This is a genomic window from Christiangramia portivictoriae DSM 23547 (assembly GCF_000423045.1).
Taxonomy (GTDB): domain Bacteria; phylum Bacteroidota; class Bacteroidia; order Flavobacteriales; family Flavobacteriaceae; genus Christiangramia; species Christiangramia portivictoriae.
This window is the reverse complement of sequence record NZ_KE383972.1, coordinates 424,351-438,779: the sequence shown is the minus strand read 5'-3', so window position 1 is coordinate 438,779 and position 14,429 is coordinate 424,351. Positions and strand designations below refer to the sequence as shown.

The window sequence follows — 14,429 nt, the reverse complement described above, 5'->3', positions numbered from 1 at the left end:
TTATTTAAAGAACGATACTATGGCAGAAGCACTCAAGGTACCTACAATGGCCGAATATATGGTAGAAGGCAAGAAGCCTGAAGTTTTATTTTGGGTTGGTTGTTCAGGAAGTTTCGATGATCGTGCTAAAAAAATCACCAAGGCATTTGTAAAATTGTTACATAAAGCTGGCGTTGATTTTGCTGTACTTGGAACCGAGGAGAGCTGTACAGGAGATCCTGCAAAAAGAGCTGGAAATGAATTTCTTTTTCAAATGCAGGCAGCAACGAATATAGAAGTTTTGAATGGCTATGAGATAAAAAAGGTGGTTACTGCCTGTCCTCACTGCTTCAATACTCTTAAAAATGAATATCCGGTTCTAGGGGGAAATTACGATGTAATTCACCATACACAGTTCTTAAAAGATCTTTTAAATGAAGGTCGTTTGAAAGTTGAAGGAGGGAAATTTAAAGGTAAGAGAATTACTTTCCATGATCCTTGTTATTTAGGTCGGGCAAATAACGAATATGAAGCTCCTAGAGATCTTCTGCGAAAGCTTGAAGTGGAGCTGGTTGAAATGCGCAAATGCAAAAAGAACGGTCTGTGCTGTGGAGCCGGTGGAGGACAAATGTTCAAAGAACCGGAGCCAGGAAACAAGGATGTCAACATCGAACGTACCGAACAGGCTCTTGAGGTAAAGCCTGAAATCATAGCTGCGGGTTGCCCATTTTGCAATACGATGATGACAGACGGTGTGAAGAATAAAGAGAAGGAAGATAGCATCGAGGTTATGGATGTTGCTGAAATGATTGCAAATGCAGACGAACTATAAGTTTATAAAAGTTAAAACACCGGTCTCTATTTGACTGCAGGGCGAAATCAATTAGATTTGTGGGAACACAAATTTAGCCTATGTTAGTACCTTTTGATAGCCTGCCAGAAGATTCACGAGTTTGGATTTACCAGGCGAATAGATCTTTCACTGAAGAGGAATTACAGGAGATTTCCCTGAAGTTAGACGAGTTCATTGAAAAGTGGACTGCTCATGGTGGAGATCTTAAGGCTTCGTACGATATCAGGTACAAAAGATTTATTACCATAGCCCTGGATCAAAAGCTGAACGCTGCGACAGGCTGCTCTATAGATACTTCTGTACAATTCATACAGCAGTTAGAAAAAGATTACAAAGTAGACCTGCTTGATAAAATGAATGTTTCCTATAAACAGGGAGAATTTGTTGCCTATAAAACTCTTACCGATTTCAGAAAAATGGCAAAGGATAAAGCGGTATCAATGAATACGATCGTGTTCAATAATCTCGTTAATACCAAAGCCGAATATCTTTCAGAATGGGAGGTTCCTGCTTCTGAAAGCTGGCACAAACGCTTTATGAAATAATGAGATTGAGATCCCTGCCCCTCAAATTACCAGTTCTGGTTTTCTTTCTGTTCAGTATCTCTGCTTTCTCGCAAGTAAAAAACCCGCTGTTCACTAAAGATCATGCGGCCCAGAAACGCTGGGTTGACAGCACTTATGATTCGATGAATTTGAAGGAGCGAGTAGGACAGCTCTTTATGGCAAGTATCTGGTCAAAAAATGAGAATGAAGCTGATAGTATTCGCAAGTTGATTTCAGAACATCATATTGGCGGACTTATATTCTCTAAAGGAGGCCCGGTAAAACAGGCGCAGTTAACCAACGAGTTTCAGGAAATGTCTAGTGTTCCATTACTTATTGGAATGGATGCGGAATGGGGTCTTGCCATGCGTCTCGACAGTACTTTTGCACTTCCATGGAATATGACACTTGGCGCCATACAGGATAATCAGCTTGTGGAGGAAGCCGGAGCAGCCATATCCAAACAAACCAGGAGATTAGGAGTGCATTTTAACTTTGCTCCCGTAGTAGACATTAATACCAACCCGGATAATCCAATCATTGGAAATAGATCTTTTGGTGAAGATAAACTGAACGTAACTGAAAAATCACTCGTATTTATGCGTGGAATGCATCGGGAAGGTGCTCTTAGCAGTGCAAAACACTTTCCGGGGCACGGAGATACAGATAGCGATTCTCATAAAACCTTACCAACCATCAATTTTTCTGCGGAAAGGATCGAACGTGTTGAATTATATCCTTACAAGAAATTGATCCCGGAAGGGCTTAGCAGTATCATGGTAGCGCATCTTAATGTTCCAGACCTAGAGCCTACGGATGGCAAACCCGCCTCATTATCTAAAGATATTATCACAGATATTTTAAAAAAGGAACTGGGATTCAATGGACTTATATTCACTGACGCTCTGGATATGAAAGGCGTTTCAAGAAATATGGAACCGGGCGAGGTAGATCTGGATGCTTTTCGAGCAGGTAATGATATCTTACTTATGAGTGAGGATATTGGTAGGGCTTCTCAAAGTATCATGGATGCGGTGAATGCAGGTACAATCAGCGAAAATAGACTGGCACTTTCAGTAAAGAAAATATTATACGCTAAATATAAGGCTGGTCTACACAACTTTAAACCAATTAATACAAATTTCCTGATAGAGGAACTTTATACTTCGCGGGACGAAGCTTTGCTGGAAAAACTCTATGAAAATGCTGTAACCCTTATCAAAAACAATAAAGCAGTTGTACCGGTTAAAGATCTTTCCCAGGAAAAAATCGCTTATGTAAATTTTGGAGATGACGATGGCAGTATATTTCTTCAGCAACTGAAAAAGTATGCTAGGGTAGATTGGGTACAGGCAGATAAGCTTGCTGTACTACTGGAAAAACTCGAGGATTATGATCGGGTCATTATTGGATTTCATAAATCGAATGCTAGTCCATGGGCATCCTATAAATTTTCCAATAACGAATTGGTGTGGTTGCACGAGATAGCTCGTAAAAATAAAACGATCCTTGCACTTTTCGCCAGACCTTATGCCTTACTCGATATCAAGAGTTTCACTAATATTGAAGGAATTATCGTTGGCTATCAAAATCATCCAATTGCCCAGCAAAAAGTAGGGCAGATAATCTTTGGAGCAGCTCAGGCTAAAGGTCGTCTTCCAGTAAGTATTCAAAATGAATTTCCGGTTGGGACTGGCTTTAATACGAAGGATTTGAACAGGCTGGCCTACGGGACTCCGGAAAGTGTCGGAATGAATTCTTTCAAACTTCAGAAGATTGACAGTATCATCAACTATGCTATTTCAGAAAAAATGACCCCGGGGGCACAAATTCTGGTAGCCCGCCAGGGAAAGGTGATATATCAGAAGAATTTTGGATATCAAACTTATAACGAAGATCTGCCGGTGACAGATACTACTGTATATGACCTGGCTTCACTTACCAAGATTCTTGCAACTTTACCGTTGGTCATGGAACTGGATGAGCAGGAAGTATTGGATTTTGATACGAAACTTGGAGAATTGCTGCTATCACTCAAAGGCTCGAATAAATCCAATATCAGGTTACAGGATATGTTAATGCATTACGCCCGCCTGCAAGCCTGGATCCCGTTCTATATCTCTACTCTGGATCCTAAAACCAAAGAGCTTTCTACCGCCTATTATAATGCTCTACCCTCTGAAACTTACAATACGCAGGTAGCAGATAATATGTTTATAAGAAAGGATATTAGTGATAGCATTATCAATACCATCAGGCTTAGCGACCTTGAAAAGACAAGGTCTTATAAATACAGTGATCTTCCTTATTATCTATTAAAATATTACCTGGAGAGCTATTATGAAACTTCCTTGCAGAACATAGCTCAGGAGCATTTCTACAAACCAATGGGCGCGAATTATACCGGATATTTACCAAAAACCAGGTTTGATAGTTTACAGATAGCTCCAACAGAGAATGATCAACTTTGGAGAAAACAGATTGTTCGAGGTTATGTTCATGACCAGGGCGCTGCCATGCAGGGTGGAATAGGTGGGCACGCAGGTTTGTTCAGTACTGCCAATGATGTTGCCAAATTAATGCAAACCTACCTTAACGGCGGTACTTATGGCGGAAAAAGATTTTTACGCGAAGAAACTATCGAAAAGTACAATACCTGTTATTATTGTGAACAGGATGTAAGAAGAGGCGTGGGGTTCGACAAACCACAACTTGGAACCTCAGGACCAACTTGCAATTGTGTGTCCATGAAAAGTTTTGGCCATAGTGGTTTTACAGGTACCTTTGCCTGGGCAGATCCTGAGGAAGAAATAGTTTATGTATTTTTATCAAACAGAACTTTTCCTGATTCAACAAACAGGAAGCTCATCAGGGAAGATATCCGGTCTGAGATCCAGAAAGTGATATACGAATCTATAGATTTCTAATTAATGAAGATTGCAATTGTTTGTTATCCTACTTTTGGTGGTAGCGGAGTAGTGGCCACAGAATTAGGCCTAGCACTTTCCAGACGTGGGCACGAGGTGCATTTCGTAACCTATAAGCAACCGGTAAGACTGGAAACAATCTCCAGCCATATCAGGTTTCACGAAGTAAACGTTCCTGAATATCCATTGTTTCATTACCAGCCCTATGAACTTGCTTTGAGCAGTAAGCTGGTCAACGTTATTAAAAATTATGGTATAGAGCTTTTGCACGTGCATTATGCCATTCCTCATGCATATGCTGGTTATATGGCAAAGAAAATGCTCGCAGAGGAAGGAATCAGGATCCCAATGGTAACCACCTTGCATGGTACAGACATCACTCTTGTTGGAAATCACCCATTTTATAAACCTGCAGTTACTTTTAGTATTAATAAAAGTGACTATGTTACTTCAGTTTCACAAAGCCTGAAGGAAGATACGCTAAAGCATTTTGATGTAAGAACAGCTATAGAGGTGATCCCGAACTTTATCGATGTATCTAAATTTCAGAAAAAGACTTTTACAGATTGCCAGAGAGAATTGATGGCGGCTTCCAATGAGAAGATCATTACTCACGTGAGTAATTTCAGAAAAGTCAAAAGGGTGGATGATGTGGTGAAGATATTCTTCGAAATTCAGAAGTCTATTGGTGCCAGATTAATGATGGTAGGAGAAGGCCCGGAAAGAGAAACAGCCGAAAAACTGGTTCGAGAACTGGGCATTAAAGATAGAGTTCTTTTCTTGGGGCAGAGTAATGAGATTGATAAAATATTATGCTTTTCTGATCTGTTTCTGCTACCTTCAGAAACAGAAAGTTTCGGTTTGGCTGCTCTTGAAGCAATGGTTCACTCAGTCCCTGTAATTTCCACCAATACAGGTGGTTTACCGGAAGTGAACAAGGATAGTGTCTCAGGATTTTTGCATGATGTGGGTGATGTGGATTCCATGGCAAAAAGCGCTGTTTCCATTTTGAAAAACGATGAAGATTTACAAAGGTTCAAACGTCAGGCTGGGGAAACAGCACGGGATTTTGACATTAATATGATCGTTCCCAGGTACGAAGAGCTTTATAATATAGCATTGAGCAATAAATAAAAAAAGGAGCTGGCTGGCTCCTTTTTTATTTATATCTTCTTTTCAATTAGAATTGGTATCTAATACCTAGAGCGATATCTGGAGTAAACTCATCGTGATCATCATAATCTGAGAATCCAATTTCAGGTCTGAAATCCAGCGATAATAATAGGGGGAAGTCAAAATTATATTCTATCCCAACGTTACCTGCCAGTAAAGCAAAAACTCCATCGTTACGATCTATATCACCTCTCCGGTTATCGTCATAATTCCCAAGTCCTGCACCAGCACCAGCATACCAGTTGAAACCTCCTTCAATGTTCCAAACCCATTGGTACAACCCAACAAGCTTAATGGCATCGTAATTACTGTCATTTCTCCATCCAAGATCGAACTCCAACCTGTTGTTCTCACGTGTTGCTCTCTGATATGAAACTTCAGCTCCAAATCCACCCCCATCACCCACTCTTAAACCAAGTGCGTTTTGAGAGATTTGCTGTGCATTTGCCTCATTCAGAAAAACAGCTCCGAAAATTAAAGCTGCAAAAAGAACTACTTTTCTCATTTTTGATTGTTTTATATTCATCACGGCAAATTTATGCCGTTTACCAATATGAGAACGTTCAGGCTAGTAAATGTATTGTTAATATTAATTAAGAATCTGTTAAGCAGGTATTCTGAAACTTGCTAAATTTGAGTATGAAATTGAAGAATTCCCTGTTGAAACTTGCAAAAAACCTGGATGGTGAGCTATATACTGATGAGCTCTGGAGAACTATTTACGCGACCGATGCTTCTGTATATCGGGAAATTCCTTTAGCGGTAAGCATTCCCAAATCTCAAAATGATTTAATTCATCTCATAAAGTTTGCCAGGGAAAACAATACTACACTCATCCCAAGAACCGCCGGAACTTCCCTGGCTGGGCAATGTACCGGAGACGGTATTGTGGTGGATGTTTCAAGACATTTTACAGATATCATTAAGATCGATCCGGAGAACAGGACAGTTACTGTACAACCCGGAGTAATTCGTGACGATCTCAACAGGAAGTTACATAAGCACAAACTTTTCTTTGGTCCTAATACTTCAACATCCAATCGTTGTATGATAGGAGGGATGGTAGGTAATAATTCCAGTGGAACCACTTCTATAAAATACGGTACGACCCGGGACAGGATCAAATCCCTTAAAGCACTGTTGAGCGATGGAACTGAAGTTGAATTTAAAGATCTTGATAAAACCGAATTTCAGCATAAATTAGAGAGCGCTGGATTGGAGGGAGATATCTATCGTAAGATTTATGAGATCCTAGCTTCAGAAGACAATCAGAAAGAAATTATCAGTAATTTTCCTCCCATGCAATTGCATCGGCGTAATACTGGTTATGCTTTGGATGAACTATTGCACACCGAAGTGTTTCAGGACACCGAACGTAAACTGAATATTTGCGATCTCATTGCCGGTAGCGAGGGCACCCTTGCATTTATTACCGAAATCACTCTAAAACTGGATACATTGCCTCCTCCGGAAAAGGCAATGATCGCTGTACATTTTCGATCTATAGACGCTTGTATGCAGGCCGTTGTTCCTGCCATGCAGCATTCGCTTTTTACTTGTGAAATGATGGATAAGATCATTTTGGACTGTACCAGTGATAACTTAAAATATCGCGAGAACAGGTTTTTTATAGAGGATGATCCCGAAGCCATCCTGATGCTGGAAATACGAGCAGAGAGTCAGCAAAAACTTGAAATGGAGCTTGAAGATTTGATGAACACTCTACAGAACGCTAATCTGGGCTATGCATTTCCTGTGCTGTATGGAGACCAAATAGATCTTGCGCTGGAACTTCGGAAAGCTGGCCTTGGATTACTGGGCAATATGAAAGGTGATCGCAAAGCGGTTGCGTGTATAGAAGATACAGCCGTTGCCATACCGGTGCTGGCAGATTATATTGCGGAATTTACCAGGATTATGGAGAGCTACGACCAGCAAGCGGTATACTATGCGCATGCTGGGGCAGGAGAAATACACCTAAGACCTATACTGAATCTGAAAAAGTCTGAAGATGTTGGTTTATTCAGAAGTATAACGCTGGACGTAGCAAAGCTGGTAAAAAAATACAATGGTTCTCTTAGTGGTGAGCATGGTGATGGAAGATTAAGAGCTGAATTCATTGAGCTCATGTATGGACAGAAAGTATACGCTTTACTGAAGGAGCTCAAGCAAGCTTTCGACCCCGATTATATTTTCAACAAAGGTAAGATCATAGACGCCCCGGCGATGGATACTTCTTTAAGATATGTGCCAGATCGAATAGAGCCAAAGATTGAAACCATCATGGATTTTTCTGATGCTGAAGGAATGCTTAAACTAGCTGAAAAATGCAATGGAAGTGGAGACTGTCGCAAATCTGTAGAAGCAGGTGGTACCATGTGTCCCAGTTATCGAGCTACCAGGGATGAAAAAGATACCACGCGGGCCCGAGCCAATGCATTGAGAGAATTTCTTACCAATTCAGACAAGGAGAATAGATTTGACCAACCCGAGCTGAAGGAAGTTTTGGATTTGTGTATTAGCTGTAAAGGATGTAAAAGTGAATGTCCATCCAATGTAGATATGGCCGCTCTGAAGGCTGAATTTCAGTACCAATATTATAAATCGAATAAGCCTGGTCTGAGGGATCGAACATTCGCTGGCATTACCAGGCAAAACGTTTTGGCGTCCAAGGCTCCCGGAATATCCCGATTTGTAATGCAGAACAAATTTACTTCCGGCATAGCCAAGCAGTTACTTGGTGTGGCACAGGAAAGGGAACTTCCAGTAGTTGCAAAAACCACACTTAAGAAATATTACCTGGCACATAAAGACCAGTTAAAAGTCAAAAATCCGGTGAAGACAGTATATCTTTTTAATGATGAATTCACAAATTTTCTGGATGTGGAAGTTGGGATACATGCACTTAAACTTCTAAGCAGATTGGGATACCAGGTGGAAATGACAGATCATCCCGAGAGTGGTAGAAGCTATCTTTCCAAAGGATTTCTGGACGAAGCTCAAAAACTTGCTAATGAGAATATTCAGATATTTAACCCTATTATAAACCATAAAACTCCATTACTTGGAGTGGAGCCTTCAGCTATCTTAAGCTTCAGGGATGAGTATTTAAGACTGGCTAGAGATAAGCAAGCTGCAAAAAATCTGGCCGATCATTGTTTTATCGTCGAAGAATTTTTAAAACAGGAGCTTTCAGCCGGTAACATTAGTAAGGAGCAGTTCACCCAGGCACCGGCAACTATCAAAATTCACGGTCATTGTCATCAAAAAGCCCTATCCAATACTTCTAGAACCTTTGATATTCTGAATATACCTGAAAATTATAAGGTAACAATCATTCCCTCCGGCTGCTGTGGGATGGCAGGTTCTTTTGGCTATGAAAAAGAACATTATGAAATTAGTATGAGGATTGGTGAAAACAGCCTGTTTCCAGCCATTAGAAAATCTAAAGAAAATACGATCATTTCTGCGAATGGTACAAGTTGCAGGCATCAGATCAAGGGGAACCGGAAGGACAGCCCAACATCCGGTTAGCATTCTCTACCATGCTCTAATATAAAATGCAAAGTTTTGTTAATACCAGGACATTGTAGATGCCGACTCGTTCAAAACAGTAAATTTAGCGTTTGGTAAAAATGGAATTAATTGTTTTAGAATGTTACAGATTTAATGGACGATAAATCCCGAATTGCACAACTTGAGCAAGACCTACAACAGGCCAACCGTAAAATTCGAGAGCTGGAGAATGCGAATTCAATTGCTGGTGTAGAAACCGTAAGATCGCTTTCCAATAATCTTTTAGAACTTAAGGAGTCTGTTATCGACCATTTGCATCACCCTGTTGTTATACTGGATTGTGATCTGAAAGTTGTCTTTGCCAATCAAAATTTCTGCAAAACTTTTAAGACCACTTCAGAGGCTATTGTTGATCGCTTGATCTACGAGCTTGACATTTCACAGTGGAAAATTCCGCAGCTGCAAAACGTATTGGAAATGATACTGCCTTCCGGTAGTAAGATGAATAATTTTGAGATGCAGGTGGATGGAAGCAATGGGCAAGTAAAGCATTTGCTATTAAACGCCAGCAAGATCAAGTTATCAGATCAAAATGAACATTGCATATTATTAAGTATTGAAAACATTACCAAACGCAAAATTGCACAGGATAATCTAAAAAAGAGTCAGCAGCAATTCCATGATCTTTTCTATTCTTCAGAAAGTTTAATAGCCATTTTTCTTGGACCAGATCATATTGTCGATATGGCTAATGATGCTATTATTGAGGTTTGGGGAAAGGGAAAGGATGTATTGGGAAAACCACTGTTGGAAGTATTACCTGAAATAGAAGAACAGGGCCTGGTAGACCTGCTAAACCATGTGTATGAAACAGGCGAAGCTTTTCACGCCAGCGAAAAACATGTTTCCCTGACTATCGATGGAGTTCAACAAGACAGATATTTTGATATTATATATCAACCGCAAAGAGATGGTGACGGAAACATCATAGGTGTTGCCAACATTTCAAGTGATGTGACAAACCAGGCACTGCTCAATGAAAAGATCAAGAAGAACGAAGCCCAATTCAGAGAACTGGTAAATCTGATCCCGAATAAGATCAATATCGCTACAGAAAATGGGGATTCGTTTTATTATAACAAAAACTGGTTGGATTATACCGGTCTTGAACCGGAAGAACTTGTGAATAAAGGCTGGTTAAGCCTTGTTCACCCAGAGGAATATATACATCTGGATAAGGAGCTAAGTCAATTTAAAGAGCAGGGCAGGGAATTTGAGTTTGAAGCTCGTCTTCTGAATAAGGAGAACGAGTACAGATGGCATCTAATGAAATCTGTTCCTGTTAAAGGAAATCATACAATTTCATCCTGGATTACTTCCTGTACCGAAATCCAGAGTATGAAAGATGAAGAAGTGCACAAGGAAGGCTTTTTAAAACTAGTAAGTCATGAGCTGAAGACTCCTGTAACTTCCATTAAAGGGTATATTCAGTTACTACAAACTGTTTTACCTGAAAAAATTAAAACAGATTCCAGAGATATTCCAGTAAAACCATATTTAAATCGAATCGAGAGTCAGATTGAACGGCTCATCCGGTTAATTTCAGAAATGCTTGATCTAAGCAGAATTGAGCAAAATGAACTTATTCTGGAACTCAGCGACTTTGAGCTGAACAAACAGGTTGAAACCGTAATTGAAGATCTGTCATTCTCTCACTGCGAAATGCAGATAGATATAGACCATGAAGAACATATTGAAATTAGAGCAGATAGGGAGCGAATAGGGCAGGTGATATCAAATCTAATAACCAACGCGGTCAAATATTCTCCAGATGCAAAAAAGGTATCGGTAAGAATTTTTAAGACTCAGGATAACCAGGCAGCCGTAAGTGTTAAAGACTACGGCATTGGGATCGCCTTAAAGGAACAGCAACAAATTTTCAAACGTTTCTACAGAGTCTCCGGCAATAATGATGACACCTATGAAGGCTTCGGGATTGGACTATATCTGTCAAATGAAATAATTGAAAAACATCAAGGAAAAATAACAGTGACAAGTGAACCTGGAACAGGATCAGAATTCACTTTTCTACTACCCTTAAATCAATCACAGTAATGGCCAGAATTTTAATTGTAGATGACGATCAAACTATTGGACTGATGCTTAAAGATATACTTGAGTTTTCAGATCATAAAGTCACTGTATCTCAGCAACCTAAGCAGACCAAGGAAAATATCATCAAAAATGATATTGAACTCATATTGCTGGATAAGCTTATCTCTGGTGTAGATGGAACTGATGTTTGTGCAGAACTCAAAGCAGACCCGGAAGTTGCGCATGTGCCTATCATCATGATGTCTGCACTGCATAATGTTGGTGAACTTTGTAAATCTGTAGGCGCCGTGGAATTTATTCCGAAGCCTTTTGATATGGATACGCTCCTGAACAGAGTTACTGAAGTACTTGCGAGAGATAAAAGCGGAGAATCTGCCAGTTCTTAATACGGTATAGAAGACCTATCATATTTCTAAATTACACGAGACCTTGTGGCACTATTAGTAATATATAGGATTCCACTTTCAAATATGTTCTTAAAAAATTACATTTGTTCAAAATCGAATAAATGGCAGGAAATTCTATAGGTACACTTTTTAGATTAACTACGTTTGGTGAATCTCATGGTGTGGCCATTGGCGGTGTGATTGATGGTTGTCCTGCTGGTGTAAAATTAGATCTTGATAAAATCCAGAATGACCTGGATCGAAGGCGCCCCGGGCAATCTGCTATCGTAACCCAGCGAAAAGAACCGGACACCGTGGAGTTTCTTTCAGGAATTTTTGAAGGACAGTCCACTGGAACGCCTATTGGTTTTGTGATCAAAAATGCCAACCAGAAATCCAAGGATTATTCTCACATAAAGGATACTTACAGGCCTTCCCATGCCGACTACACTTACGACGAAAAATATGGTGTTCGGGATTATCGCGGCGGCGGAAGATCATCAGCCAGAGAAACGGCATGCAGGGTAGTTGCAGGAAGCATAGCAAAGCAACTTTTGAGTTCACTTCAGTTTAATGCTTACGTATCATCAGTAGGGCATATTGAGCTCGACCAGAACTATCAGGATCTGGATTTTTCAGAAATTGAAAATAACCCGGTTCGCTGTCCAGACCCTGTTAAGGCTTCAGAAATGGAAAGTTACATTAAAGAGATTCGCTCCAGCGGTGATACTGTGGGTGGAATTGTAGATTGTGTCATTAAAAACGTGCCAAAAGGTTTAGGAGAACCTGTATTTGACAAATTACATGCTGAACTTGGGAAGGCGATGCTTTCCATCAATGCTGTCAAGGGTTTTGAGTACGGTAGTGGGTTTGCCGGAACTGCTATGAAAGGTAGTGAGCATAACGACCAGTTTAATCAGGATGGCTCTACGAAAACAAATCTAAGCGGTGGAATTCAAGGAGGAATAAGCAATGGGATGGATATCTATTTCAGGGTAGCATTTAAACCAGTTGCCACGCTTATGCAAAAGCAACAAACCATCAATTCCAAAGGCGAACAGGTAGACATGCAGGGAAAAGGAAGACATGATCCCTGTGTTGTTCCCCGCGCAGTACCAATCGTAGAAGCCATGGCAGCCATAGTGATGGCCGACTATTTTCTTCAGAATAAATCATCTAAAATTTAATAGTAGAACAACAGGTATATGAAAAAACTCGCATTGCACTGGCAGATACTTTTAGGAATGGCTGCAGGGGTCATCTTTGGACTTATCATGACTAATTTTAGTTGGGGACCAGACTTTACTGAGGATTGGATCAAACCTTTCGGAAATATCTTTATCAATGCCTTAAAGTTAATTGCGGTGCCCTTGATCCTGGCGTCACTTATCAAGGGAATTTCAGATCTAAAAGATATTTCCAAGTTGTCCAAAATGGGGACAAGAACCATTGCTACTTATATAGTCACCACCGTTATAGCAGTTTCCATTGGTTTGCTTATAGTCAATCTTATTGCGCCAGGAAAAGCAATTAGTGAAGAAACACGCAGTGATCTTATTGCCAGCTATGAGGGGGACGCTTCGGTTAGAATTACCGATGCTCAAAAGCAGAAGGATGCCGGACCTTTGCAGGCTCTCGAGGATCTTGTGCCAAGTAATATTTTTGGTGCTGCCAGCGATAATGGAAATATGCTTCAGGTTATATTTTTTGCGATATTCTTTGGACTGGGACTTATACTTATACCTGAAAAAACAGCAAAACCTGTAAAAGATTTCTTTGATGGCTTTAACGAAGTCATTCTGAAAATGATCGATCTTATCATGCTAACGGCACCGTATGGGGTGTTTGCCTTGCTTGCCGCCCTGGTGGTGGAATCACCGAGTGCAGATTTATTTGCGGCTCTTGCAATGTATGCATTGACAGTTTTAATTGGTCTTGCGCTCATGATTGGAGTATATATACTGTTGGTATGGATCTTTACAAAGAACACTCCTTCCTTTTTTCTAAATGGTATTGGGCCAGCCCAGCTTCTTGCATTTTCTACGAGTTCCAGCGCCGCTACACTTCCTGTTACCATGGAAAGAGTCGAAGAACATATGGGTGTAAATAAGGAAGTTACAAGTTTTGTGCTTCCTATTGGTGCCACGATCAATATGGACGGTACCAGTCTTTACCAGGCAGTCGCTGCAGTTTTTATAGCACAGGCTTTTGGAATGGATCTTACCCTGGGTGCGCAATTAGGTATCATTGCGACTGCTACGCTAGCTTCAATAGGCTCTGCCGCAGTTCCTGGTGCCGGAATGGTGATGCTGGTAATCGTACTGGCACAGGCTGGTATTCCTGAAGCCGGACTGGCGTTGATATTCGCCGTGGATAGACCACTGGATATGTGCAGAACCACGGTAAACGTTACTGGTGATGCTGCGGTGTCTCTAATGGTAGCAAAATCTGTCGATATGATGGGGCCACCCAACGTAAAAGATTGGGATGATGATTATCATCCTGAAAATGAGCAAACTGCTTAATCTAAAAATTTAGATCTTAGTTCGGGAGTAGGGATCATACAATGATCTTTCTTCCCGAACCATTTATATCGATTACTAGCCACAAAATCGTAGATGCTATCTCTAAAACCTTCCGGAAGAAACAGGAAATTTTTTAATAAGGAATATCCACCATTAAGGTCTCTCGAGATTTCAAGGGCTGCAGTAGATTTTCTATAATAAGCCACCCCTGGTTCAATAAGCATAATAGAATCCAGATCTTCAGGATTAAAACCTCTCTCTTCAATTAGTTGTTTCCCGGTATCACTTTGCAGGGACGCAAATCTGAAACGATCTTTAGGGTCATGTTTAATGATAAACTGCACTGCATTATTACACAAATTGCATACTCCATCAAAAAGGATGATCTTATGTCTGGAAGAATTTTCCAT

The 14,429-nt window shown here is 40.4% G+C and carries 11 protein-coding genes; 9 read left to right on the top strand and 2 right to left on the bottom strand.

The features are described from left to right. Positions 1–19: 19 nt before the first annotated feature. The 4 genes from G529_RS0114610 (at position 20) to bshA (ending at position 5,438) form a co-directional block, all read left to right on the top strand. On the top strand, positions 20–811 hold the full coding sequence (locus G529_RS0114610) for a (Fe-S)-binding protein (protein ID WP_026916236.1): 792 nt from the start codon (positions 20–22) through the stop codon (positions 809–811). 80 nt (positions 812–891) lie between these two features. After that, positions 892–1,377 (top strand): hypothetical protein, encoded by a 486-nt coding sequence (locus G529_RS0114605; RefSeq protein WP_026916235.1) that lies wholly within the window; start codon positions 892–894, stop codon positions 1,375–1,377. Further along, positions 1,377–4,304, top strand: coding sequence for a serine hydrolase domain-containing protein (locus tag G529_RS0114600; RefSeq protein WP_026916234.1), 2,928 nt, complete (start codon positions 1,377–1,379; stop codon positions 4,302–4,304). Before G529_RS0114605 ends, G529_RS0114600 begins: the two co-directional genes overlap by 1 nt. 3 nt (positions 4,305–4,307) lie before the next feature. Continuing rightward, positions 4,308–5,438, top strand: coding sequence for an N-acetyl-alpha-D-glucosaminyl L-malate synthase BshA (gene bshA, locus G529_RS0114595; protein WP_026916233.1), 1,131 nt, complete (start codon positions 4,308–4,310; stop codon positions 5,436–5,438). Positions 5,439–5,484: 46 nt separating this feature from the next. Here the strand turns inward: bshA and G529_RS0114590 are convergent, their stop codons facing one another. Further along, positions 5,485–5,982 (bottom strand): hypothetical protein, encoded by a 498-nt coding sequence (locus G529_RS0114590; protein ID WP_026916232.1) that lies wholly within the window; start codon positions 5,980–5,982, stop codon positions 5,485–5,487. Positions 5,983–6,116: 134 nt separating this feature from the next. Here G529_RS0114590 and G529_RS16020 point away from each other — a divergent pair, with 134 nt between their 5' ends. From G529_RS16020 to G529_RS0114565, 5 genes are all read left to right on the top strand, one after another. Then, positions 6,117–9,011 (top strand): FAD-binding and (Fe-S)-binding domain-containing protein, encoded by a 2,895-nt coding sequence (locus G529_RS16020; protein ID WP_340139890.1) that lies wholly within the window; start codon positions 6,117–6,119, stop codon positions 9,009–9,011. Between the two features lie 135 nt (positions 9,012–9,146). Next, positions 9,147–11,108, top strand: a complete 1,962-nt coding sequence (locus tag G529_RS0114580; protein ID WP_026916231.1) for a PAS domain-containing sensor histidine kinase — start codon at positions 9,147–9,149, stop codon at positions 11,106–11,108. After that, positions 11,108–11,494: a response regulator gene (locus G529_RS0114575; protein ID WP_026916230.1), complete on the top strand. Its 387-nt coding sequence runs from the start codon at positions 11,108–11,110 to the stop codon at positions 11,492–11,494. Before G529_RS0114580 ends, G529_RS0114575 begins: the two co-directional genes overlap by 1 nt. Positions 11,495–11,616: 122 nt before the next feature. Further along, entirely contained in the window at positions 11,617–12,681 is a 1,065-nt protein-coding gene (aroC, locus tag G529_RS0114570; protein WP_026916229.1) for a chorismate synthase, read from the top strand. 18 nt (positions 12,682–12,699) lie between these two features. Further along, on the top strand, positions 12,700–14,019 hold the full coding sequence (locus G529_RS0114565) for a dicarboxylate/amino acid:cation symporter (protein ID WP_026916228.1): 1,320 nt from the start codon (positions 12,700–12,702) through the stop codon (positions 14,017–14,019). On the opposite strand, the gene G529_RS0114560 is transcribed toward G529_RS0114565, so the two are convergent. Beyond that, positions 14,016–14,429, bottom strand: coding sequence for a thiol-disulfide oxidoreductase DCC family protein (locus G529_RS0114560; RefSeq protein WP_026916227.1), 414 nt, complete (start codon positions 14,427–14,429; stop codon positions 14,016–14,018). The genes G529_RS0114565 and G529_RS0114560 overlap by 4 nt on opposite strands.